Below are 24109 nucleotides of genomic sequence, written 5' to 3' on the forward strand. Positions count from 1 at the left end.
ATCTTTCTTTATTTTCAGAGTTGTATTACAAGTGATTTCTTTATATTTATTTTCTAGATACATTTTTGAAAAAGGAATTTTTATTTATAATTTAATAATCATGGTAACTTTTATATTATCATTGATTTTAAATACTTATTGGTTCTGTCTTCAAATAAAAAAGGTTAGAAGTATCATTTTAAAATCATTACATTAATAATAATGATATTATGAATTTAAAATAATCAAGAAAAATACAGCGAATATTTTATTTGATTATGATATATTAATTCAACATATATACCACACTAAAAGTATAAAAAAGTACAAAACTTTATTGATACTTTGGAGTCATTAGTTTTTCTTAAAAAAACTAAATTACCCTCTACCAGTGATAATAGTGCTTATCACTGGCTTAAGAATTTCATTTAGAAGGGATATTACTTTCTTTAAAATTTTTATCTTTATAAATAAAGCATTTACCATTGTACAATTCCGCATTGTAGGCACTTTGCCCCCAAATACAAACTTTGTTACTTAACGCATTAAATTCAACCTTAAACGCTTGAACGTCAGAAGCGCCGATAAAATCATCAGGAAGACTAATGAAATCATTAAATGATGGATCAAATACCGATCCACATACCGCACCTCCCCCACATGAGTACGTGAATAAATAATCCTCCGTATTAAAATTAGGTTTTTGATCATATATGTTGATAAAAGCTTGTTTGAATACACTTGAATAGTGTTCTTTGTTCAAAATAGAATCAACATCTAGCTTTACCTCTCCAGAATGCGCGCAAGAAGAGATAAGTAAAAGAAGAGGTAATAATCTCATTGGCTGTTCTCTTTAGATTTACGTAATACGTCTTTCATTTTTTCAATTGATAAATGTGCTTTATTTAAACCATCTCCAGAATAATAAGACTCTCCACCTACTGCAATCCTTCCTTTGCTGATTTTTCTTCCTTTTTCTACCCCAGCTGAAGCAAACTCTTTAGCCCAATCATAGATAGCATCTTCAATTGACCCATCAGATTCTAAATAATTAATGATTTTAGGCCGCTTCACTTTAATTAAATATTCATTAAAGATCCTATCTTGGATTAATGCATCAAAAGTGTCATTTTTATTAATCGATAAATGTCGTACGGCTTCTTGCAATGTAATAGGAATAAGCTGAAACCGCCCAACAGCAAATGCCTCTCTTGCTTTTTGTAACTCAATGACTTCTGTAACAGTTTTTTGATCTAGGTCAGTATTAAAAAATGATTTCAATCCACCTTTTGTTCGATTGTAAGCTGAATAATCATTTCTTGATTCCACATGACCTAATAACATACCAAACTCACTATTTGCCCAATCATATCCTTTGAACTTCCATTTTTCACATAAGGCCTCATCTAATGCTAAGATAGTGCCTCGATCAACCTCTCCATGAATGGTATTGAATTCATACTGCTCATGTGTATTGTGCGTGGGCTTATATCTTTTCTGAAATTGTTTGACGACTCGAATTGTTTTCTGACCAAAATGGCCATCAGCACCTCTATTGCCTAAATCAAATCCAACCGCAATCAGTGCTTCTTGTGCCTTTAATACTTCAAAGCTTTTTATGCCCATTTTAAGTGAAGAAAAAGCACCTAAAGCCAATGAATTAAGGTTTTCCTCATTTTTTAGTAATTGTGATTTAAGAGGAGGAGCCACATTTTTATCATCAAACCTAGCTTCACTTTTCTGTTCGTTTTTCTTTATCAGTTCAAGTTTTTCAATATTACTTGTCGTACTTGGGCACGGTTTATGGGATTGTGTCGCTTGTGCTAAGTTCTCTCGTTCGATATAGGCTAGATTTTCCCTTTGTTTGAGTTCACGTATAGATTGTCGTGCCGTTGGTGATGATGGCGTGATTGGCCTTTGGATTCTCCTCGAAACACAGTAATGACATTGACAACTCATAACAATCCCTTGTTTTCATATGTGTGCAAAAAAGGTAACAGAAATACAGCTAACACATTGCTAACTCAAGGGTTATTTTTATGAATGATAAAAAATGGGGGGTATGTCGCAAAGTTGAAAAGCTAATTTCAGAAATGAGTTTTTTGGACAATACAAAAAATCATGAGCTATACCTCTACCAGTGATAAACAAGGCTTATCACTGGTAACACACCAGCTCACCTTGACTAAGGCAAAAATAAACCCTCTTGAAGAATACTAAAAAGTGAGGCATCGCGTTTATATCAAAGTTTGTAATTAAATAGCGCGTCTTCCCCGCTATCACGGCATTTTCGGCTTCCTATGAGGCTCTGAACCTGTATTTGCCATGCCGCTCTGAGATTTGTCAGAACACGAACAATTCGAAGAAACACATAGATTTGGTTTTTTAAATTATAGTGTAGATGCATTTGTGGCCTTCGACTTCAGGGAGGAAATCGCAGAGCGCTCAGGGATGAGTTAACAGCGTGCCACAAAGGAAGCTACACAAAACCCGCTGGAAGCGATAAATCCACATGAACATGCAAACGATAAATACATTTTCCAATACCAAAAAGGCAAACGCTAGTTTATTACAACCCTGTGTGGGTGGGAACCCACGACTTTAGCCTGCGGCAGCAATTTACACAATGAAAGCTCAATACTGCCAATACACTCTTTAAACCAAAAAAAGTAAAAAGCTAAAATAAAAATGTCGTCAGCCTTCATTTATAGGCACAAAGCCTTTGGGAAAATTGACACCATTGAAAACCAATGGTGTCAAAACACATTACTCAACTCGAAACGCCAACCCCGTAGCCTGACTCATTTGAGTCATATTACTCATATTACAAACCGCGCCATCAACAGATGAACGATTAACAGGTAAAGCATACTCATCTTTTAGCCCCTCTTTTAACATGAAGCCCTTTTCTACCCAGTACCCTACTGCGCACACGAGTGTGTCGTTATAAAAAATCATCGGCACTCGCGCCCGTGCCCAAGGAGCAACATTGAGCTCTTGCCAAAGTTTCTTTAATTCACGGCCTTTATCACGAAAATGCGGCTGACAACGAGTACTGCCTGCAATACCAAACCGTAATGTCACCGTCTCTGTCGCTTTAGGTGGGCGAATTAACGGCATTGCATTCCCCGTTAAAGAGTGCCCATAAAGCATGAGATGCTCTTGAGCATCCTCAGCAGCATCATTGAATGAAAAAAGTATTATTGGCGCGTCAGTGTCTCTGGGTAACGAATGCCAAGACAGGGGGATCGGCGCCTTAGCCCATTGTGTAAACATTTTTGTTAGCCTAGCCTCAGCTTTTGCATCGAACAAATAAACATTTTGTCCAAAGCGCCTCGCCAACATATTACCCACTTGCATGGCTTGTTTTGCGTCCACTTTCGCTAATAACACTTGGGTGAGTAATTCTTTATTTTGCACGTGAGACAAAGGTTGAAAACCTTGTTTTTCAATAAAAGCACGCATTAGTAGCGCTTGCCAAGCGTCACTTTGCTGAGCTAAAAGCGTCAAATTTAATCCTTGCCCCCATGCAGACACACTCAGCATTAATGGCAGTTTTTTAGCAACTTCATCATCGAGTACCGCTTGTTGCTCAAAACACAGCTGCGCACTGCGATTGGCCGTTTTACCTATGCTCGGCCAACGGGCTTTAAGCTGTGGAATAATCTCACGTCGCAGGAAGTTACGATCAAATTGGGTATTATGATTGCTTTCATCTTCAATATGCGTCAACGCTTGATTTTCTGCATACTGCTCAATTTGCGCTCGCTCCACTTGCAATAATGGACGCAGTAAGTGCTTATCACTATCAAAAGCTTGAGACTCTCCCATCGACGCTAATCCTTTAGGGCCTAATCCCCGTTTCAGGGCTAATAATAGCGTTTCAAGTTGGTCATCTTGGTGATGCGCCGTTAGCAACACATCCCCTGAGCGCATATGCTTGGCAATTGCCGCATACCTCACCGCTCTCGCTTCAGCCTCAATACTGAGTCTTGCCCCCGTTCTTACGGTCACTTTTTCAAGGGTAAACGGCAATTGATAAGCTAAAGCTTGCCTTTGACAATGCTCAGCCCATTCATCACTGTTAGCACTTAAGCCATGATGTACATGAATTAAGTGATATTTAAACTGAGTAGGGTGTGCTATTGCAAACTCACTCAACCCATGCAGTAACACTTCCGAGTCAACGCCACCACTGTAAGCAAGCACCAACTTAGCTCCAGTGTGAATATCACTCTTTGTAAGACTGTTCTCTATCAACTGAGCAATATTGATGGCCTGATAACTCACTGACTTGACTCCCTATTAAACTTAAAATAACTTACGCAGCTTCAAAATAAGATCCGCACTTTGTCTGAGCCTGACAAGGATTCCAATGATAACATCAGCTCATCGCTAGGGTTCACTTGCCACGCTTCACCGAGTCTAAATTGACTTTTAACTTGTGATTTAGAATAGTTAATCACCATAGGCACTTTACCGTCTTTCCAAGGCTGCACTGCCTCTTTGAGTCGCTCAAACCAATCAAGGCTCACCTCATCGCCTTGAATATCCATCTCAACAGCTTGGGCAAAGTGACTGCGTGCTTCGCCCATATCAATAATGTTTCTGGCGGTCATACGATTACCCCCTGAGAAATCATCAAAGCTCACTTCTCCTTCAATGATAAGAATGCGATCTTTTTCCAGCAAGTGATTAAATTTCTCAAACGCTTCGGTGAACATCATCACCTCTAAACGCGCACTCTTATCATCTAAGGTCACAAGCCCCATTTTTGAGCCCCGTTTAGTGAGCATGACACGGGTGGCGACCACAAGCCCTGCCGCCTTCATGGTTTTCCCCCGCTCGGTGGGATGGATATCTTTTAAACGACAAGACGTATAATGCTTCAGTTCTTTCAAATATTGATTAATCGGATGGCCAGTAAGATATAAGCCTAACGTATCTCGCTCTCCTTCCAACCAAATTTTGTCTGGCCAAGGTGCGCACTCAACAAATTGCTGTTTATTATCTTCAGGCTCACTATTGAGTAAACCAAACATATCATGCTGACCTATGGCTTCAGCTTTAGCGTGTTGATCTGCCGCACGTATCGCTTCAGGTAAGGTGGCCATCATTGCCGCTCTATGAGGCCCAAGTTTATCCATTGCGCCTGCTTGAATAAGCTTTTCAAGTACACGTTTATTGAGTTTCTTCAAATCCACCCGTGCACAAAAATCAAATAAGTCCGTAAAAGGCCCTTGCTCACGTGCTTCAATAATGGATTCAACTGGGCCTTCCCCCACCCCTTTAATCGCGCCAATGCCGTATACAATGTTGAGCTCTTTATCCACCGTAAAATGCAATTGGCCTTTATTTACATCCGGGGGCAATAATGGCATCCCCATACGTTCACATTCGTCCACTAAGGTCACGATTTTATCGGTATTATCCATATCCGCCGACATCACCGCCGCCATAAACTGCGCCGGATAATGGGTCTTTAGCCATAATGTTTGATAAGACACCAGTGCATAAGCCGCCGAATGCGATTTGTTAAAACCATATCCAGCAAATTTTTCCACTAAGTCGAAGATTTTCATGGCCAGATCGCCATCAACACCATTATTTACCGAGCCTTCTTTAAAGGTACCACGCTGTTTCGCCATTTCTTCAGGCTTTTTCTTACCCATGGCACGGCGAAGCATATCTGCACCGCCCAGCGTATACCCCGCTAGCACCTGTGCAATTTGCATCACTTGCTCTTGATACAAAATAATGCCGTAAGTCGGTTCAAGTAAGGTCTGTAATGACTCATGCTGATATTGCGCATCAGGATAGGAGACTTCTTCACGGCCATGTTTACGTTCAATAAAGTTATCAACCATGCCTGATTGCAAAGGACCAGGTCTAAACAGTGCCACTAATGCAATCATATCTTCAAAGCAATCAGGCTGAAGCCGTTTAATCAAATCTTTCATGCCACGGGATTCTAACTGGAACACCGCTGTCGTTTCATAACGTTGCAATAATTTAAATGACTTAGGATCGTCAAGAGGGATCGCCGCAATATCCACTATCGGTAGGCCTTGGGCTTGATTAGTGCTGTTCACCATTTGCAGCGCCCAATCAATAATAGTCAACGTTCGCAGCCCTAAGAAGTCAAACTTAACTAGCCCTGCGGTTTCCACATCGTTTTTATCAAACTGAGTGACAGGGTTTTGCCCTTCGCTGTCACAATAAATAGGTGCAAAATCCGTAATGGTGGTGGGCGAAATAACCACCCCTCCAGCATGTTTACCTGCGTTACGGGTAACCCCTTCTAATATGCGGCACATATCGATGAGATCTTTCACCTCTTCGCTGCCGTCATAAGCTTCTTGTAAACCCGGCTCCACCTCAAAGGCTTTGGCCAATGTCATTCCGGGCTCCGCGGGCACCATTTTCGATATTCGGTCCACAAAGCCATAGGCATGACCTTGTACACGGCCCACATCACGAATAACCGCTTTGGCTGCCATGGTACCAAAAGTAATAATTTGCGATACCGCATCACGGCCATACAAGTCCGCCACATGATCAATCACCTCATCACGCCTATCCATGCAAAAATCGATATCAAAATCGGGCATGGACACCCGCTCAGGGTTAAGAAAACGTTCAAACAGCAAATCAAACTCTAATGGATCAAGATCCGTAATTTTAAGGGCATAGGCCACCAAAGATCCCGCCCCAGAGCCACGGCCAGGGCCAATGGGGATATCATTATCTTTACCCCATTGAATGAACTCCATCACAATCAGAAAGTAGCCAGGGAACCCCATTTGATTAATCACGTTCAATTCAATATCTAAACGCTCATCATATTCCCCACGTTTTTCAGCCCGTACCTTCTCGTCAGGAAATAAAAACACTAAACGCTCTTCTAGGCCTTTTTGTGAAACTTCGACTAAAAAGTCCTCAATCGTTAAATCGCCCGTTGGAAAATTAGGCAGAAAATACTCACCTAAACGTACGGTCACATTACAGCGCTTGGCAATTTGAACACTATTGGCAAGGGCTTCAGGAATGTCTTCAAATAACGCACACATGTCAGCTTCGGATTTAAAATACTGCTGATCACTGTATTTTTTAGGCCGGCGAGGATCGGCCAAAGTGAAACCATCATGAATGGCGACTCGAATTTCATGAGCTTCAAATTCATCAGGTTTCATAAACACTACCTGATTAGTGGCCACCACAGGCAAGCCTTTCTTTTGGGCTAATTCCACTGCCATGTGTAAATAACGCTCTTCATCGGCGCGGCCTGTACGAATAAGTTCCAAATAATAGCGATTGGGAAAATGCGTTTGATAAAAATCAACCAGGCTATCAACTTGCCCCTGATTACCTTTCAATAATGCCTTTCCAATATCCCCTTCTCGGCCACCCGAGATGAGTAATAAACCGGATTGATACTTTTTCAGCCAAGCATGATCAATCACCGCTCTATCTTGAATATGACCCCGTAAATAAGCGTCACTGATGAGTAATGTGAGGTTTTTATATCCCTCATTATTCATCGCCAGTACAGTGATGGCACAAAGCTCATCCCCAAAATCAGGGGATTGCACCCAAAAGTCGCTGCCAATAATGGGCTTTATTCCAGCACCATGGCAACCACTGTAAAATTTCACCAAACCACATAAATTGGTCTGATCCGTTAGTGCAATTGCCGCCATCTTTTCTTCAGCCGCATGGGCTAAAATCGGTTTAACCTTAGTAATACTGTCAGACATAGAAAAGTCACTGTGGACGCGTAAATGTACAAAACGAGGATCTGACATAAGTAAATTTATCTTTTATTAGGTTAAACAATACATCTTAATATTATTGCCACGCATTGCCGAGTAACGATGAGTAAAGCAAGTGACGCTGACGGTTTATGCTAACGCATATTGTTGTTATTTTTTAGCGCTTATTTTAATGCGGCCTGTACTGGCCGAAAACTTTTCCTATGTTGCTCTAACACTCCCCACCGCGATAAGGCTTCAAAGTGGGCTTTGGTTGGATAGCCTTTGTGCTTATCAAACCCATACTGAGGGTGCTCAAGTGCTAATTCAGCCATCTGTCTATCTCTGACCACTTTGGCAATAATAGAGGCTGCGCTAATAGCATCAATTAAGCCATCGCCTTTAATAATCGCATGGCTTTCGATCCCAAAGTCTGGACTACGATTACCATCTACCAGCACTAAATCAGGGATAAGCGTCAAGCCTTTTACTGCTCTTTGCATGGCCAACATGGTGGCTTGTAAAATGTTCAGTTCATCAATTTCAGCTGGAGTTGCAGAGCCAATACTCACCGATAAGGCTTTTTCATTGATTTCTGTAAACAAGGCTTCGCGTTTCTTTTCGGTGAGCTTTTTTGAGTCATTCAAGCCTAAAATGGGGTTATTCACATCAAGGACTACAGCGGCGGTGACGACATTACCAATTAATGGGCCACGGCCCACTTCATCAACACCTGCATAGTGACCTTGACAAAGCTGAGCCACTTGCTCTGCTGATATATTTTTAATGGTGGCCATAATGGCAAATTTTCCGTTAAATAAAATGTACAGGGGATAACGTTAAGCGCTTAACCCTGGATCAAAGCGACCACCGCTTGTGCCGCTTTTTCGCTAGCATCTTGCTTTAACACTTGATGCAACGCTTTAAATTTATCAATGACTGCAGTCATGTCATTATCAAATAATACAGCCACAGCTTGCGCAATATTCTCAGGTGTACAGTCAGCTTGAATGAGCTCTTTAACGAGCACTTCGTCGGATAATAAATTAGGTAATGAAAATTGATCAATCAACATTAATCGTTTTGCGATATGATAAGTCATCGCATTTAGACGATAAGCAACTACCATGGGTCTTTTCACGAGCATAGCTTCAAGCGTTGCCGTACCCGATGCCAGTAAAATCGCATCAGCCGCCGCCATCACTTCTCTAGATTGCCCCTCAATTAAGGTAATATCAAGACTCGGTGCATGACTCTTAAGCGCCTCTTCAAATTGCGCACGGCGCTTGGCATTAACCAATGGCGTAATAAATTTAAGGTTAGGATAACGCAGCTTTAGCAACTTAGCCGCTTTAACAAAGGGCTCAGCTAATTGCTTCAGTTCGCCACCTCGAGAGCCGGGCAGGACAGCTAAATAAGTCTCTGTCGCAGATAAGCCTAACTGCTCTCTGGCCAGTAATTTATCACTTTCAAAAGGAATATCATCCGCAAGCGTATGGCCGACAAAGGTGCAAGGGACTTGATGCTTATCATAGAATGCTTTTTCAAACGGCAGTAAAGACAATACCATGTTCGTCGCTTTCGCTATTTTAACAATACGCTTTGGTCGCCATGCCCAAACAGAGGGGCTCACATAGTGAACGGTTTTAATCCCTTTGGCTTTTAACTTCATTTCCACACCAATATTAAAATCAGGTGCATCAATACCAATAAAGCAATCAGGTTTAACTTGGCTTAAAACAGTGATCAATTCCCGTCTCACCTCCAATAGTCGAGGCAAACGAGAGAGTACTTCCACAATCCCCATGACGGCCAATTCTTCAAATGAAAACAAAGACTCAAAGCCTAATGCGTCCATTTTAGGGCCACCAATACCGATAAAGCGAGCATCTGGGTAACGTTGTTGAAGTGCCTTAATTAAACCTGCACCTAAAATATCGCCGGAGAGTTCTCCGGCGACCATAGCAAAAACAAGAGGCTTATTTTCGTTTATCATGATAATCGATTTCAAAAGAATGTGAGCAGAAGAAAAGTGGATGAAAACATAATGCTTTCATCCACAACGATATGTGTTAGCGAACAATACCGCGACTGGATCGGCTGACAAAATCGGTAAACAATTTCACTTGTTCATCCTGCTCAGCAGGTGCAGCTAATTCTGTCATTGCTTCATCAAGTGTTAGCCCATTACGATACATCGTTTTATACGCACGGCGAACCGCTAACTGACTCTCTTTGGAAAAGCCGCGACGTTTAAGCCCTTCGATATTTAATCCACGAGGTTTAGCAGGAAATCCTGATGCCATCACAAACGGCGGCACATCTTGCAGTACCACTGAGCTCCCTGCAGTAAATGCATGTGCACCAATGTGTACGAATTGATGTACCCCAGTCATGCCACCTAAAATGGCCCAATCACCCACATGAACATGGCCCGCAATCGATGCATTATTCGCCATAATGACATTATCTCCCACCACACAGTCATGGGCAATATGCACATAAGCCATAAAGAGATTGTGAGAACCGATACGGGTTTCCCAATTATCTTGGGTTGTACCACGATGAATAGTCACGGATTCTCGAATGACATTATGATCGCCAATGATAAGACGCGTCTCTTCACCAGCATATTTTTTATCTTGGCACTCTTCACCGACTGAAGCGAATTGGAAAATACGATTACCTTTACCGATAACCGTAGGGCCTTTCACCACAACATGAGAACTTAACCAAGAATCATCACCAATTTCAACACCTGCACCTATATAGGTCCAAGGGCCAATAGTGACATTTTTACCAATTTTGGCATCAGGATGGATATACGCTAATTCATCAATCACGTCTCAATCTCTCTACGGGCACACATGATTTCAGCTGAACAAACTAGTTCACCATCCACTCTCGCTTCACCTGTAAAGACGCCTATTCCGCGGCGCTCTTTAATCATTTTTACATCAAAATGCAACTGATCGCCGGGTTCAACCACTCGCTTAAAGCGTGCTTTATCGATACCCGCGAAATAATATAGCGCATCATTTGAAGGCGCATCACTCATGGTTTTAAACGCCAATAAACCTGTTGCTTGTGCCATTGCTTCTAAAATTAACACACCTGGCATCACTGGCTGAACCGGGAAATGGCCTTGAAAGAAAGGCTCATTGATCGTCACATTTTTAATGGCTTGCAAGCTTTCACCTTTAGTGAAATCAAGCACTCTGTCGATCAATAAAAATGGGTATCTATGGGGAAGGAACTTTAATATTTCCTTAATATCCATGCTATTCAACTGATTTGACACTCAATATATTCCTCAAACTCTCACTGAGTTATGACTCAGGATCCACATCAACCTTTTTCTCTAACTGCTTCACTCGCTGAAAAAGGTTATCCAATTGTCTAAATCTAACGGTATTTTTGCGCCACAATTTATTATCCATAGCAACAGTAGCAGAAGAGTACACGCCTGGCTCACGAATATGATTTGTGACACTTGTACTGCCTGTAATATGGGTACCATCACAGATATTAATATGGCCAGAAATAGCGCAATTCCCGCCTATGATACAATATTTCCCTATCTTGACACTACCAGCAAGTGTCGTACTGCCTGCAATCGCACTATTTTCACCAATAATATCATTATGCGCAATCTGTACTTGGTTATCGATAATCACACCATCATGAATTTCAGTATGATCAATAGCACCACGATCTACACTGGTGCCTGCACCAATTTCAACACGTGATCCAATTCGTACACCACCGGTCTGAGGAATTTTTATCCATTGGCCACGTTCATTAGCATAACCAAAACCATCAGAGCCAATCACTGCACCTGAATGAACAATACAATCAGATCCAAAATGCACATTATGATAAACGGTCACCTTAGCCCATAATCGAGTTCCAGAGCCTAAGACACTGTCTTGACCTACTACGCTACCAGCACCCACTTGTACATTTTCGCCTAAAATAACATTGGCACCGATCACTGCATTAGGGCCAATGGCGACACCTTCTCCTACCATAGCAGAAGGGTCAATACATGCAGAAGGATGAATGCCGTCAGCAGCCTTAGGCGTACTGTCTAATAACTGTGCTACTTTAGCAAACCCCACATAAGGGTCTTTTAGAATAATAGCATTTCCTGAAAAGTCTTCTATGTCACTAGGAGATAAAAGAACCGCACCGGCTTGAGTTTTGTCTAGTTGAACTCGATACTTAGCATTAGCTAAAAAAGCGATTTTTCCAGAATCAGCGCTTTCCAAGGTGCCCACCGCAAAGATTTCTTTATTGGCGTCACCTTGGATTTCTGCATCTAGATAATCAGCTAATACTTGTAAAGTATAGCTTTTCATTAATTACTTACCTTTACTTAAGGCTTCAACAACTTGCTTACTAATATCTGCATCTTGTTTTACATAAATGGCGGCACCACGTTGCAAAACAAGATCATAGTGTTCCTTTTTAGCAATAGAGTCGATAACAGTTTGTACTTTTGCTAACAACTTATTTTGCTCTTCACCATTACGACGACGCATATCTTCGTCTAAGGCCTTACCTTTAAGTTGTAATTCAGCTTTCATGGATTCCATTTTACGCGCAAGGTCTGTTTTTTGAGCATCGCTCATCAATGCACCATCACGTTGCTGCTTTTCCATCAATCCTCGAAGGTCTTCCTGCATTTTTTGAACCGCAGCGACACGATCGCCAAATTCTTTTTTCAATGCTTCGTTAACTTGCTCACGTTGTGGCAATTGTTCAAAAACTGATTGCATATCAACGACTGCAATCTTTTCTGCATTTGCCGCTAATGGCGCCGCGAGTAATACTAAAACCATCATTGCGCGATTAAACACTTTTTTCAAAACAGACTCCTTTTGTCCAGCAATTATTGCCGACATGATTTAAATTAAAAAGTTTGACCAATATTAAAGGAGAAGATCTCTGTCGAATCTCCCTCGTATTCCTTGATTGGCCATGCAAGATTGAACACCATCGGCCCCATGGGCGAAAGCCATTGTACACTGACTCCCCATGAAGCGCGAATCCGACTTGGATCGCTATAATCTTGTAGCTCGGCATATTCAGATGCAGATAAACCGCTATAAGAGCTATAGTCAAATTCAGTATTCCACACATTACCTGCATCGATAAAGAAACTGGTTCTCACTGAATTGGTATAGGCTTCATCTAAGAATGGCGTTGGCACAATCATTTCGATACTGGCCGTTGCAATCGCATTGCCCCCCACAGAGCTGCCATTCGTCACTGTAACACTGGAATCTGAGCCAGAAGTTGTACAAGAATCCCCCGATGACGATGAGGAACAATCACTGGTTGATGACGTCGAATAAATGGCTCTTGGCCCTACCGTATTGGATTTAAAGCCACGAATAGAAGTACTACCACCCGCATAAAAATTTTCCCAAAAAGGTAAGATTTGATCACTACCGTTATACGTACCATAACCATTACCGTATCCAAGCTTGGTTTTCGTTAAGAAAACAAAATTTTGTTTACGTGTCAGTGGAAAATAAAAGCTGCTATTAAAATCGGTTTTAAAATATTGTAAATCCGATCCTGGTACCGTCACCTTACCATTTAGGCTTTGTGAGGATCCATTGGTTGGAAAAGTGCCACGGTTTAAACTGCTACGAGACCAGCCTAAATTCAATTCAACATTATTAAAGCTGAGTGATGAATCGGTATTGTCATCATCACTATAAATTTCATAAAATTGCAGCGCTTGATCGTACTCAGCGACCTCTGAAATAGTGTTATGACGCAAAGTGATACCACCATTTAATCGGTTTGTCTCATTAATCGGGAAGCCGGAAAATGATGACAAGGCATACGACTCGTTATTATAAGCTTCTAAGTTTGCGCTACTAGCATCAAATTTACTCCAAGATAAGCTACTGCCTAAACTCACACCGTCTTTAGTAAAATAGGGATCAGTAAAGGAAATACTGGCATTTTTAGAGTAAGTATTAGTATTAATATTAATACCAGCCTGATTACCTGTACCTAAAAAGTTACTTTGCTGCACGCCTAGTTGCAAACTGATCCCAGATGCGGTGCCGTAGCCAACCCCCGCATTAAAGGAACCTGAAGGTTGTTCCTTCACTTTAAAATCAACGTCAACTAAGTCATCCGTACCTGGCACCTGCACCGTTTCCGTATCAACAGTTTCAAAATAGCCTAAACGGTTTAATCGTGTTTTAGACTGTTCCACTTGAGCCGAATTGAGCCAAGCGCCCTCCATCTGTCTTAATTCGCGACGCATCACTTCATCTTTCGTGATGGTATTACCGCTAAAGTTAATATTGCGAACATACACACGTTTACCTGGTTGAATATTGACATTCAAATTAACAGTTTGTGTTGCATCATCAATTTCAGGGTACACTTTAACTTCAGGATAGGCATAACCAAAACGCCCCAGATACTTGGCGTACATCTCTTCTGTAAAGGTCACATCACTGCCGTTATAACGATCGCCCGCTTTAATCGGCAGAATACTTTCCATAAGCGCTTCTCGCCCCATTAAATCACCCGTTAACGTGACTTTTTTAATGGTGTATTGCTTACCTTCATTCACATTAATCGTAATATATAACCCTTTACGATCGGGTGTCATTGCCACCTGCGTTGAGGTGATCTCAAAACGAATATAACCCCGATTATGATAAAAGCTTTTAATGGTTTCTAAATCAGCTTGTAACTTTTGCTTTTGATAACGGCGATCACCAAACAAATCCCACCAAGCAACATAATCTTTTAGCTCCAACATGCCAATCAATTGCTCATCGGTAAACTCGGTATTACCGACAATATTAATTTGCCTGATATCTGCCGCTAACCCCTCAGTAAAGTTAAATTTCAACTCAACCCGGTTACGAGGTAAGTTAATAATTTGCGCCTCTACTTTTGCGCCATATTTCCCCACACCATAATAAAAATCTTGTAAGCCCTTTTCGATCCCCGACAGTGTTGTACGGTCTAACGACTCGCCCACTTTAACACCGGAACCATCCAAGCTTTCTTGTAATTGTTCATCTTTAATGTCTTTATTACCTTCAAAGGTAATCGTACTGATTGTCGGGCGCTCAACCACCTTAACAATAAGCACACCACCGTCGTGGCTTATTTCAATATCGTCAAAGTTTGAGGACGCATACAGGCTCTTAATCACTTGTTGTAATTTTAATTGATCAACCGTATCCCCAACCTTAACAGGTAAGCTCAACAAAGCAGCACCCAGTGCCACACGTTGAAGACCATCGACTTGGATATCAGTTACTTCAAAAGGCTGAAAAGTCTCAGCCCAACTATTCCCTGAAAAAGACGCACCGACTAATAACATCGAGGCAAAAAGTTTATTCAATCTCATAGAGCACTTCTAATTATTTGTTTGTCGTTGCTCAGAGCCGGGAAAAATCATTAAAGAGTGCAACACCCATTAACATTAACAGCATCGCTGCCCCAAATCTGAATCCAATTTCCTGTACCTTTTCCGGTACAGCCCTACCTGTGATCACTTCAATGAAGTAATATAAAAGGTGTCCTCCATCAAGCACTGGCAAAGGAAATAAATTAATAATCCCTAAATTCACACTGATCAATGCCAGAAAACCTAAAAAGTATACAAATCCCACATTTGCACTATTTCCTGCCCCTTGAGCAATAGAAATAGGTCCACTTAAATTTTTAACTGAAATATCACCAGTAAATAATTTACCGATCATCTTAATGCTAACTGTTACTAGCTGCCACGTTTTATTAACCGCAACGCCTAGAGAATCTAACACACCATATTCGAGCTGCAAACGCATATTATCAGGCCAAGGTGCTAGAGTCGGTGCAATACCCACAACACCTTCCATTTTACCTTGTGCATTTTCACGAGCTGTGGGCGTAACACTTAACGTTAACTGTCTGCCTTGACGATCGACCACTAAAGTTAAAGGCACATTCGCTGATGCTTGCACCAAACTCACAAAGTCATTCCAATCTTGATAGGGGGCGCCATTAATAGAAATCAATTTATCACCCACTTCTATTCCAGCCTTTTTCGCCGCACTTCCCTCTGATACCAATGCTATATCGGGTAGGATCTCTGGCTGAAAGAGGCTTAAACCTAATGCGGTGACGGGTAATTCTTTCTCAGGATCAAAACGCCAATTACGAGTATCAAGTTGATAAGTTTTTGGCGTTTCTATACCTTCATTTTTCAAAGGCACAACACTTAATGATACTTGTTTATCGCCAATATGCCCTGCTAACGCTAAGTTAACCTCCTCCCAATTCCGCACAGCTTGTTGATCAACAGCCACTATTTTCATGGGTTCATTGATCACCATTTGTGCCGCTGGTGTATTCGGTTTCACCGCATCTATTACAGGTTTGATAGCAGGCACCCCAATGAGGTACATCACATACAAAGCAACAATGGCAAAAATAAAATTCGCGATAGGTCCGGCACTGACAATGGCAATACGCTGCCAAACATTTTTACGATTAAATGCTTGAGATAATAGCTCATCAGGCACATCATCCACTCGCTCATCAAGCATTTTGACATACCCGCCGAGCGGAATAATCGCTAATACATATTCGGTACCATCTTTACCTATACGTCGCCAAATGGCTTTACCAAATCCAATGGAAAAACGCTCAACTTTCACTCCACAGCGTCTGGCCACCCAAAAGTGACCGTACTCGTGTGCAGTAATTAATATGCCTAAGGCAACAAAAAAAGCCCCTAAATTCCATAAAAAATCTAACATTCCCTTCCTCTGAACGTGATTAACATTTGGCGATAAATTCTAAAGCATGACGACGACTCTGGTCATCTAACCCCAATATATCATCTAATTGATTCAGTGAGTGCGATACTATTTTTGTTAAACAAAATTCATTCACTCGGCTAATATCTGTAAAACGTATCTTACCATCAAGAAAGGCTTGCACCGCAACTTCATTCGACGCATTTAAAATCGTCGTCGACTCTTGCCCCTGCTCACAAGCTTCAATCGCGAGCCTTAAACAAGGAAAACGATTGAAGTCAGGTTCAACAAAGCTTAATTGTCCGACTTTGAAAAAATCTAAAGGTTCAACACCTGAAGTGATTCTTTTTGGATAGGATAAACAATGTGCAATCGGTGTACGCATATCAGGGTTGCCCATTTGCGCCATAACAGAGCCATCTTGATACTGCACCATTGAGTGAATAACACTCTGGGGATGAATCACCACTTTTAGTTGCTCACTTGATGCATTAAACAGCCACTTAGCCTCGATATATTCTAAGCCTTTATTCATCATCGTTGCTGAGTCAACGGATATTTTGGGTCCCATCGACCAATTAGGATGTAAGCAGGCTTGTGTTGGGGTCATGGAAGGTAAATCGTTTAATTGATTATTTAAAAACGGGCCACCTGAGCCCGTTAGTAAAATCTGTGAAATACCTGCCGTCTTGAGATCACAACGCCCAATATTATTTTGCAGTGTCTCAGGTAAGCATTGAAAAATCGCATTATGCTCACTATCGACAGGTAAAACGATAGCACCTGATTGCTGCATAGCCTCAATAAATAGCTGCCCAGACATGACAAGAGACTCTTTATTGGCCAATAAGACCCGTTTACCCGCTTTAACCGCCGTCAATGTTGGCATCAGACCTGCCGCGCCAACAATGGCAGCCATCACAGTATCAACCTCATTGGCTGCCACCAACCCATCCAATGTCTCAGCCCCCGTGGTGACTTGGATATTGAGATGGCTAGGTAACCGTTGCTTGAGTAACGCGGCGGCATCAGCATTCACCATATGGGCATACTGAGGTTGATGAGATAAACATAATTCATGCATTTCATCGACATTAGTATGTGCTACTAGCGCAAAAACCCCATAATGCTCTGGATGCTGGGCAATGACATTAAGCGTATTTTTACCAATTGATCCTGTGGCACCTAAAATAATAACTTGCTGCATACATTACATCCAAAACGCTATGTAGATTAACATGAAAACGGGTAATGCGGCGGTTAAGCTATCGATTCTATCCAATATGCCACCATGACCAGGTAAAATGGTACCTGAATCTTTAATATCTGCGACACGCTTAAACATACTTTCAGACAGATCCCCTAAAGCGGAGGCTAAAGCCGTCACCAATGTCACCCCAATAAGCAAACCCACTTCTTGCTCTGGCGCCATATAGACAACGCCCAATACGACCAACATGGTCATTAATAAGCCCCCAACCAGTCCTTCAAGGGTTTTGGCTGGGCTCACATTAGGCATAAGCTTCGTCCGTCCAAATGCTTTACCGGCAAAATAAGCCCCCGTATCAGCAGCCCAAACAATTAATAAAACTAAGAAAACCAACACTCCACCATAATAAGGTGAGGCTTGCGAACTGAGCCCTTTAAGTGAAATTAAAGCAATAAAACATGGAATGAGCGTCAATTGGCCAAAAATAGACTTTAACATTGGGCTGTTTTTCCAAAACCCTGCGCTTCTGGGAAACAAACAGACGAGCAAAAGCGACATACACCACCACAAGCCCCCCACCAGAATAATACTCAAAAATAAAGGATGTAAACGCCCTTGCAGCCAAATATCATCGGTCGGTACAATCACATTCAAAGCGACCAGTAATAATCCAAGGGTAATAGTAAAACTCCATTGGGTCATATTGCAGTTTTTGTCAATAATACGCCCCCACTCTTTAGCAGCAATTAAGAAGACACCGAGTAATGCCCAAGAAAAATATTCAATTGGTAAGTAAAAAATCGCACCAAAAACCAATGGAATGAGACAAACTGCCGTTATTATTCGTTTTTTTAGCAAAAAAGTTTCCTCAAAAATGTATCATTAAGCCTGTAATGACTCAATTTGACTGCCTGTCAAACCAAATCGACGCTGACGTGTTGCAAACACTGTAACAGCGTCTTTAAAGTGAGACTCGTTAAAATCAGGCCATAAAGTATCCATGAAAATTAATTCAGCATAGGCTGCCTGCCACAAAATGAAATTACTGATCCTATAATCACCGCCCGTTCGAATCATTAAATCCACTTCAGGCTGATCTTGCATACTTAAATGTGCCGATAAAGCCTCTTCGGTAAAGGCCTCTTCTGTCAGCGCACCATTTTGTACTTGTTGAGCTAATTTTTGTGCTGCTTGTAAAATATCCCAGCGTCCACCATAGTTAGCTGCCACATTGAGTATTAAATCGCTATTTTGGGATGTTTGTTCTTGAGCCGAAATGATTTTTTTCTGAAGTTTATCAGAAAAACGACTAATATCGCCTATGATATTTAGCCGTACGCCATTCTTATGTAGTAACTTTATCTCACGCTGTAATACCGTAAAAAACAGCTGCATCAATAAACTCACTTCTTTATCTGGGCGTCGCCAATTCTCACTTGAAAAAGCAAATAAAGTCAGCGAAGGTATCCCTAAACCCCTAGCTGTACTGACAGCTCTTCTCACCGCCTTGACACCCGCTTGATGACCAATCACTCTTGGCTTACCCTGCCCTTGAGCCCAACGTCCATTACCATCCATAATAATTGCCACATGCTGTGGCACCGACTGTTTGACTAATTCAGACGCAAGCGCAGTCGCGCTCGACGACATGTCATCATCGGCATGAGGATCCATTGACATCTAAAAAACCCTTAAAAATAACAAACGCCGCGTAGTATAACCTTACACGGCGCCTGAACTCTAGAGGCTGTTGGCTTTTGGTAATGATTTATACACAAAAACAATAGCCTCTAATACTGGGTAAGAGTATTAAAACTCCATTAATTCCTTTTCTTTCGCCGCTAACACTTCATCAATAAGCTTAATATGTGTATCGGTGAATTTTTGAATATCATCCTCAGAGCGACGAACATCATCTTCTGTGCATTCTTTTTCTTTTTCTAATGTTTTCACATCAGAATTAGCATCACGGCGCACATTACGCACAGCAATACGACCATTTTCAGCTTCAGCACGCACAACTTTAATCAAATCTTTACGACGTTCTTCTGTTAAAGCAGGTAAAGGGATACGAATAATCGCCCCTGCAGACATAGGGTTTAAACCTAAATCAGATGTCATAATGGCTTTTTCTACAGCCGCTATCATCGTACTGTCAAAAACCGATACTGCCAATGTGCGTGAATCGTCGATAGAAATGTTCGCAACCTGCTTCAGCGGAGTTAATGAACCATAATAAGGCACTTTAATCGTATCAAGTAAACTAGGGTGTGCACGACCCGTACGTACTTTTGCCATTTGCGTTTTAGTCGCTTCTACGCATTTATCCATGCGTGTTTTAGCATCATTTTTGATTTCGTTTATCACGTTGTCTGTCCTTTTAAGTTACTTAACTCAATTAAACTGCTTTAATCAGCGTACCCAATGATTCGCCCATAACGACTCGGCGAAGTGCACCGGGCTCATTCATATTAAAAACGAGAAGAGGCATATCATGATCTCTAGCGAGAGTAAATGCCGCTAAGTCCATAACTTTCAGTTCTTTATCGAGTACTTCATTATACCCCATAACATCATATTTAACCGCATCAGGATTTTTTACTGGGTCGTCAGAATAAACACCGTCAACCTTTGTGCCTTTTAACACAACTTCCGCTTCAATTTCAATGCCACGTAAACACGCTGCTGAATCGGTTGTGCAAAATGGGTTCCCGGTTCCTGCTGCGAAAATCACCACACGGCCCGATTTTAATAAGCTAATTGCTTCAGCCCAATTATAATCATCACACACGCCTTTTAATGGAATAGCAGACATTAAACGGGCGTTCACATAAGCGCGATGAAGGGCATCACGCATCGCCAAGCCATTCATGACGGTTGCCAGCATCCCCATATGATCGCCCACGACTCGGTTCATACCCGCTTCAGCTAACCCTTCACCTCGAAATAAATTTCCCCCACCGATAACCACTCCGACTTGAATGCCGAGTTCAACCAATTCTTTTACTTCCTGAGCCATGCGATCTAAAACCTTAGGATCGATACCAAAGCCTTCTTCACCCATTAGGGCTTCACCACTTAGTTTTAGAAGAATACGTCGAAATGCAGGTTTTGGATTGGTACTCATATTTTTTGTCCTGATGATGGCGATAGTTATAACAAAACCGCAGCGATTGCTGCGGTTTTAAAGGGGACTGCAAACTGAGGAAATTAAGCCTGAGTTGCAGCGATTTGTGCTGCAACTTCTGCAGCAAAATCTTCTTCTTTTTTCTCGATGCCTTCACCCACTTCTAAGCGGATAAAGTCAGAAACCGTAGCACCTTTTTCTTTCAAAATAGTGCCCACAGTTTTCTTTGGCTCCATAATGAAAGCTTGACCAGTAAGAGAAACCTCACCGGTAAACTTCTTCATGCGACCAATAACCATTTTCTCAGCGATTTCAGCAGGCTTACCTTCATTCATCGCGATTTCAATTTGCAGTGCTTTTTCTTTTTCAACAACGTCTGCTGGTACATCTTCTGGGTTAACAAACTCAGGCTTAGATGCAGCAACATGCATAGCAACATGCTTTAATGTTTCTTCATCAGCTTCGCCGGTTACAACAACACCGATACGATCGCCATGACGGTAAGAAGAAACGTTTGTGCCATCAATATATACAACACGACGTACATTGATGTTTTCGCCAATTTTAGCAACCAGTGCAACACGTGTTTCTTCAAACTGTGCTTGCAGATCGGCAATGGTGATTTTAGCCGCTGCAGCAACGTTCAACACTTCGTTAGCAAATGCTAAGAAGTTTGCATCTTTTGCAACGAAATCAGTTTGACAGTTCACTTCTAAAAGCGCAGTGAAACCTTCACCTTGCTTGATAAGAATCGTTCCTTCAGCAGCTATGTTACCTGCTTTTTTAGCCGCTTTGGCCGCACCGCTCTTACGCATATTATCAATGGCAAGTTCAATATCACCATTAGTTTCAGTTAATGCTTTTTTACAATCCATCATGCCTGCGCCAGTACGGTCGCGCAATTCTTTAACTTGGGCAGCAGTAATTGCCATTGTTAAATCCTCTATAGGTAATTCGTCAAATTCAATAGATAGATACCTAAACTACTTAACACTATGGTTTTCAAGTAGCTTGGGTATAAAACAGGGGCCTAGGGCCCCTGTTAACCAATTGCTTGGTCAATAAGGGAAGTGCTTAACGCAACAAACCTTATTATTCAGCTTCTACAAAACCATCTTGTTCCGCTTGTACTGCTAAGTCTTGACCACGGCCTGCTTTCGCTGCTGCAGCTACGGTTTCAGTGTACAAACGGATAGAACGCATTGCATCATCATTACCAGGAATGATGTAGTTAATGCCGTCTGGAGAAGAGTTAGTATCAACAACAGCAACAACTGGAATACCTAAGTTGTTCGCTTCTTTAATCGCAATATGCTCATGATCAGCACCGATAACGAAGATAACGTCAGGCAGGCCAGACATGTTTTTAATACCACCTAGTGATTTTTCTAGCTTATCTAATTCACGAGTACGCATTAGCGCCTCTTTCTTAGTTAGCTTGTCGAAAGTACCATCAACAGATTGGCTTTCTAGATCTTTTAGGCGTTTGATAGATTGACGTACTGTTTTCCAGTTAGTCAACATACCACCTAACCAGCGGTGATCAACATAAAACTGATCACACGAAATCGCCGCTTCTTTAATCGCTTCGCTTGCAGCACGCTTAGTACCTACAAATAAAACTTTACCTTTTTTAGAAGCCACGTTGCTGATAAACGCTAATGCTTCATTGAACATAGGCACTGTGTGCTCTAAGTTAATGATATGAACACCGTTACGCGCACCAAAAATGAAAGGCTTCATTTTTGGATTCCAGTAACGAGTTTGGTGACCGAAGTGAACACCGGCTTGAAGCATGTCGCGCATTGAAACTGTAGTCATTTTTTATACCTTAAAATTTAGGGGTTAGACCTCCACATATCCCGTCACCCCGACCCTTAACAGGCACCCCGGAGAACGTGTCGATATGTGTGTGATTTAGTATTTATACATAGCCATGTATAATGGCTGCTATCTTCACTCTGTCAGAGCCCAAAAATAGGGGACACAGAGTCAAACATAACGGCGCGCTTTATACCATAATTTAATCTTGAATACAAATTTCAAAGTGTATTTTGCGGGCTCATTTTATACAGTAAGGTAAAGAGACATCAGCATGAGTATTGTGATTAAAACGAGTGAACAAATAGAGAAAATGCGGGCTGCAGGGAAATTAGCGGCTCAAGTACTAGAAATGATTGCGCCTTTCGTTAAAGCTGGGGTCACAACCAATGAACTGAATGACATTTGCGCCAAGTACACACAAGAGCACGGGGCTATTTCGGCTCCATTGAATTACCATGGATTTCCAAAATCCATCTGTACATCCATTAATGATGTTATTTGTCATGGTATTCCAAGCGATAGAGCGCTAAAAGATGGCGATATTATAAATATCGATATTACGGTCATCCTAGACGGCTTCCATGGTGACACCTCAAAAATGTTCTTAATAGGCGATGTCACTCCAAAAGACAAACGTCTGTGCCGTATCGCTCAAGAAAGTCTTTATACAGCCATCCGTAAAGTCCGTCCAGGCATGAAACTAGGTGAAATTGGTACCAACGTTGAAAAATTTATCAAAGCCAGTAAAACCGGATTAGAAAAATATACCATTGTTAAAGATTATTGCGGTCATGGTATTGGCGAAGGCTTTCACGAAGAACCTCAAGTTGTTCATTATAAGAATAATGATAATACAGTACTGCGTCCAGGCATGTGTTTTACCATCGAACCCATGATCAATGCAGGTCGCCATACCAGCGTACTCGATAATGAAGATAAATGGACGGTCACCACATCAGATGGTAAAAATTCAGCTCAATGGGAACATACTCTATTGATCACGCAAAAAGGCGTAGAAATATTAACCTTACGTGAAGAAGAAGATCTACCAAGAATCATCAATCACTAATTCTTGGTAATACCAATTCTATTAAATAAGGGCTCTTTCAACGGGAGTTCACCATACTGTAGACAAGATCGTTAATTACATCTGCTTTAACAGACATTCCCACCGGCCATAGCTGTGGGAATGTCTGAAGCTAATCGTTATTCTCGGCTTGGGTTCAAACGTCGCTCTATCTTCTCCATTTGATGTTTACGGATGAACAAATATCGTGTTCACATGGATACGAATGAACAACTCTGGAGTCGGTTATCGAAAACCTCTAACGTCGCATAAAGTCTATTGAAACCCGCACTGCGTGAGCCTCTATATGATGAAATGAGGGTAACCTCCCCTTAAGCAATATGATTTAAGGGGAGA

Annotated in this window: 20 protein-coding genes; 1 reads left to right on the forward strand and 19 read right to left on the reverse strand. The window is 41.5% G+C overall.

The window, feature by feature from the left end:
* Window positions 1–403: 403 nt before the first annotated feature.
* The 19 genes from Q0976_RS01735 to rpsB form a co-directional block, all read right to left on the reverse strand.
* Complete coding sequence (locus tag Q0976_RS01735) at window positions 404–820, reverse strand: hypothetical protein (protein ID WP_299490277.1); 417 nt, start codon at window positions 818–820, stop codon at window positions 404–406.
* On the reverse strand, window positions 817–1938 hold the full coding sequence (locus Q0976_RS01740) for a peptidoglycan-binding domain-containing protein (RefSeq protein ID WP_299490280.1): 1122 nt from the start codon (window positions 1936–1938) through the stop codon (window positions 817–819). Before Q0976_RS01740 ends, Q0976_RS01735 begins: the two co-directional genes overlap by 4 nt.
* An 807-nt stretch (window positions 1939–2745) precedes the next feature.
* A complete protein-coding gene (gene tilS / locus Q0976_RS01745) occupies window positions 2746–4269 on the reverse strand; it encodes a tRNA lysidine(34) synthetase TilS (protein ID WP_299490283.1) in 1524 nt (507 codons plus the stop codon).
* A gap of 41 nt (window positions 4270–4310) precedes the next feature.
* Window positions 4311–7784 (reverse strand): DNA polymerase III subunit alpha, encoded by a 3474-nt coding sequence (dnaE, locus tag Q0976_RS01750; RefSeq protein ID WP_299490286.1) that lies wholly within the window; start codon window positions 7782–7784, stop codon window positions 4311–4313.
* A gap of 131 nt (window positions 7785–7915) precedes the next feature.
* Window positions 7916–8527, reverse strand: a complete 612-nt coding sequence (gene rnhB / locus Q0976_RS01755; protein WP_299490289.1) for a ribonuclease HII — start codon at window positions 8525–8527, stop codon at window positions 7916–7918.
* Window positions 8528–8577: 50 nt separating this feature from the next.
* The gene (lpxB, locus tag Q0976_RS01760; protein WP_299490642.1) at window positions 8578–9723 is read right to left on the reverse strand and encodes a lipid-A-disaccharide synthase; all 1146 of its coding nucleotides are present in this window, start codon (window positions 9721–9723) and stop codon (window positions 8578–8580) included.
* 79 nt (window positions 9724–9802) lie between these two features.
* Entirely contained in the window at window positions 9803–10573 is a 771-nt protein-coding gene (gene lpxA / locus Q0976_RS01765; protein ID WP_299490293.1) for an acyl-ACP--UDP-N-acetylglucosamine O-acyltransferase, read from the reverse strand.
* Window positions 10570–11031 carry a 3-hydroxyacyl-ACP dehydratase FabZ gene (gene fabZ / locus Q0976_RS01770; RefSeq protein WP_299490296.1) on the reverse strand — a complete coding sequence of 154 codons (462 nt, stop codon included), beginning with the start codon at window positions 11029–11031 and terminating at the stop codon, window positions 10570–10572. The genes lpxA and fabZ overlap by 4 nt, the downstream gene beginning before the upstream one ends.
* A gap of 28 nt (window positions 11032–11059) precedes the next feature.
* A complete protein-coding gene (gene lpxD / locus Q0976_RS01775) occupies window positions 11060–12091 on the reverse strand; it encodes a UDP-3-O-(3-hydroxymyristoyl)glucosamine N-acyltransferase (RefSeq protein WP_299490299.1) in 1032 nt (343 codons plus the stop codon).
* A 3-nt stretch (window positions 12092–12094) separates the two neighbouring features.
* A complete protein-coding gene (locus tag Q0976_RS01780; protein ID WP_299490644.1) occupies window positions 12095–12592 on the reverse strand; it encodes an OmpH family outer membrane protein in 498 nt (165 codons plus the stop codon).
* A gap of 53 nt (window positions 12593–12645) precedes the next feature.
* Window positions 12646–15129, reverse strand: a complete 2484-nt coding sequence (gene bamA / locus Q0976_RS01785) for an outer membrane protein assembly factor BamA (protein WP_299490302.1) — start codon at window positions 15127–15129, stop codon at window positions 12646–12648.
* A 31-nt stretch (window positions 15130–15160) separates the two neighbouring features.
* Window positions 15161–16525: a sigma E protease regulator RseP gene (gene rseP / locus Q0976_RS01790; protein ID WP_299490305.1), complete on the reverse strand. Its 1365-nt coding sequence runs from the start codon at window positions 16523–16525 to the stop codon at window positions 15161–15163.
* Between the two features lie 19 nt (window positions 16526–16544).
* On the reverse strand, window positions 16545–17732 hold the full coding sequence (gene ispC / locus Q0976_RS01795; protein WP_299490307.1) for a 1-deoxy-D-xylulose-5-phosphate reductoisomerase: 1188 nt from the start codon (window positions 17730–17732) through the stop codon (window positions 16545–16547).
* Window positions 17733–17735: 3 nt separating this feature from the next.
* Complete coding sequence (locus Q0976_RS01800) at window positions 17736–18593, reverse strand: phosphatidate cytidylyltransferase (protein ID WP_299490309.1); 858 nt, start codon at window positions 18591–18593, stop codon at window positions 17736–17738.
* A gap of 24 nt (window positions 18594–18617) precedes the next feature.
* Entirely contained in the window at window positions 18618–19415 is a 798-nt protein-coding gene (uppS, locus tag Q0976_RS01805; RefSeq protein WP_299490339.1) for a polyprenyl diphosphate synthase, read from the reverse strand.
* Between the two features lie 129 nt (window positions 19416–19544).
* Window positions 19545–20102 carry a ribosome recycling factor gene (gene frr, locus Q0976_RS01810; RefSeq protein ID WP_299490341.1) on the reverse strand — a complete coding sequence of 186 codons (558 nt, stop codon included), beginning with the start codon at window positions 20100–20102 and terminating at the stop codon, window positions 19545–19547.
* A 31-nt stretch (window positions 20103–20133) separates the two neighbouring features.
* Window positions 20134–20862: a UMP kinase gene (gene pyrH, locus Q0976_RS01815; protein WP_299490343.1), complete on the reverse strand. Its 729-nt coding sequence runs from the start codon at window positions 20860–20862 to the stop codon at window positions 20134–20136.
* Window positions 20863–20945: 83 nt separating this feature from the next.
* The gene (gene tsf, locus Q0976_RS01820) at window positions 20946–21794 is read right to left on the reverse strand and encodes a translation elongation factor Ts (protein ID WP_299490345.1); all 849 of its coding nucleotides are present in this window, start codon (window positions 21792–21794) and stop codon (window positions 20946–20948) included.
* A gap of 160 nt (window positions 21795–21954) precedes the next feature.
* Complete coding sequence (rpsB, locus tag Q0976_RS01825; protein ID WP_298775529.1) at window positions 21955–22683, reverse strand: 30S ribosomal protein S2; 729 nt, start codon at window positions 22681–22683, stop codon at window positions 21955–21957.
* A 274-nt stretch (window positions 22684–22957) separates the two neighbouring features.
* On the opposite strand from rpsB, the gene map reads away from it, so the two are divergent.
* Complete coding sequence (map, locus tag Q0976_RS01830; protein WP_299490348.1) at window positions 22958–23755, forward strand: type I methionyl aminopeptidase; 798 nt, start codon at window positions 22958–22960, stop codon at window positions 23753–23755.
* Window positions 23756–24109: the final 354 nt, after the last annotated feature.

Source organism: uncultured Shewanella sp., assembly GCF_947501665.1.
Lineage (GTDB): Bacteria > Pseudomonadota > Gammaproteobacteria > Enterobacterales > Shewanellaceae > Shewanella.

Excerpts from the sequence above, each read along its gene's own strand:
- Q0976_RS01735 (WP_299490277.1), bottom strand. The coding sequence starts at position 820 with ATGAGATTATTACCTCTTCTTTTACTTATCTCTTCTTGCGCGCATTCT.
- Q0976_RS01740 (WP_299490280.1), bottom strand. The coding sequence starts at position 1,938 with ATGAGTTGTCAATGTCATTACTGTGTTTCGAGGAGAATCCAAAGGCCA.
- dnaE (WP_299490286.1), bottom strand. The coding sequence starts at position 7,784 with ATGTCAGATCCTCGTTTTGTACATTTACGCGTCCACAGTGACTTTTCT.
- rnhB (WP_299490289.1), bottom strand. The coding sequence starts at position 8,527 with ATGGCCACCATTAAAAATATATCAGCAGAGCAAGTGGCTCAGCTTTGT.
- lpxD (WP_299490299.1), bottom strand. The coding sequence starts at position 12,091 with ATGAAAAGCTATACTTTACAAGTATTAGCTGATTATCTAGATGCAGAA.
- bamA (WP_299490302.1), bottom strand. The coding sequence starts at position 15,129 with ATGAGATTGAATAAACTTTTTGCCTCGATGTTATTAGTCGGTGCGTCT.
- rseP (WP_299490305.1), bottom strand. The coding sequence starts at position 16,525 with ATGTTAGATTTTTTATGGAATTTAGGGGCTTTTTTTGTTGCCTTAGGC.
- ispC (WP_299490307.1), bottom strand. The coding sequence starts at position 17,732 with ATGCAGCAAGTTATTATTTTAGGTGCCACAGGATCAATTGGTAAAAAT.
- uppS (WP_299490339.1), bottom strand. The coding sequence starts at position 19,415 with ATGTCAATGGATCCTCATGCCGATGATGACATGTCGTCGAGCGCGACT.
- pyrH (WP_299490343.1), bottom strand. The coding sequence starts at position 20,862 with ATGAGTACCAATCCAAAACCTGCATTTCGACGTATTCTTCTAAAACTA.
- tsf (WP_299490345.1), bottom strand. The coding sequence starts at position 21,794 with ATGGCAATTACTGCTGCCCAAGTTAAAGAATTGCGCGACCGTACTGGC.
- rpsB (WP_298775529.1), bottom strand. The coding sequence starts at position 22,683 with ATGACTACAGTTTCAATGCGCGACATGCTTCAAGCCGGTGTTCACTTC.
- map (WP_299490348.1), top strand. The coding sequence starts at position 22,958 with ATGAGTATTGTGATTAAAACGAGTGAACAAATAGAGAAAATGCGGGCT.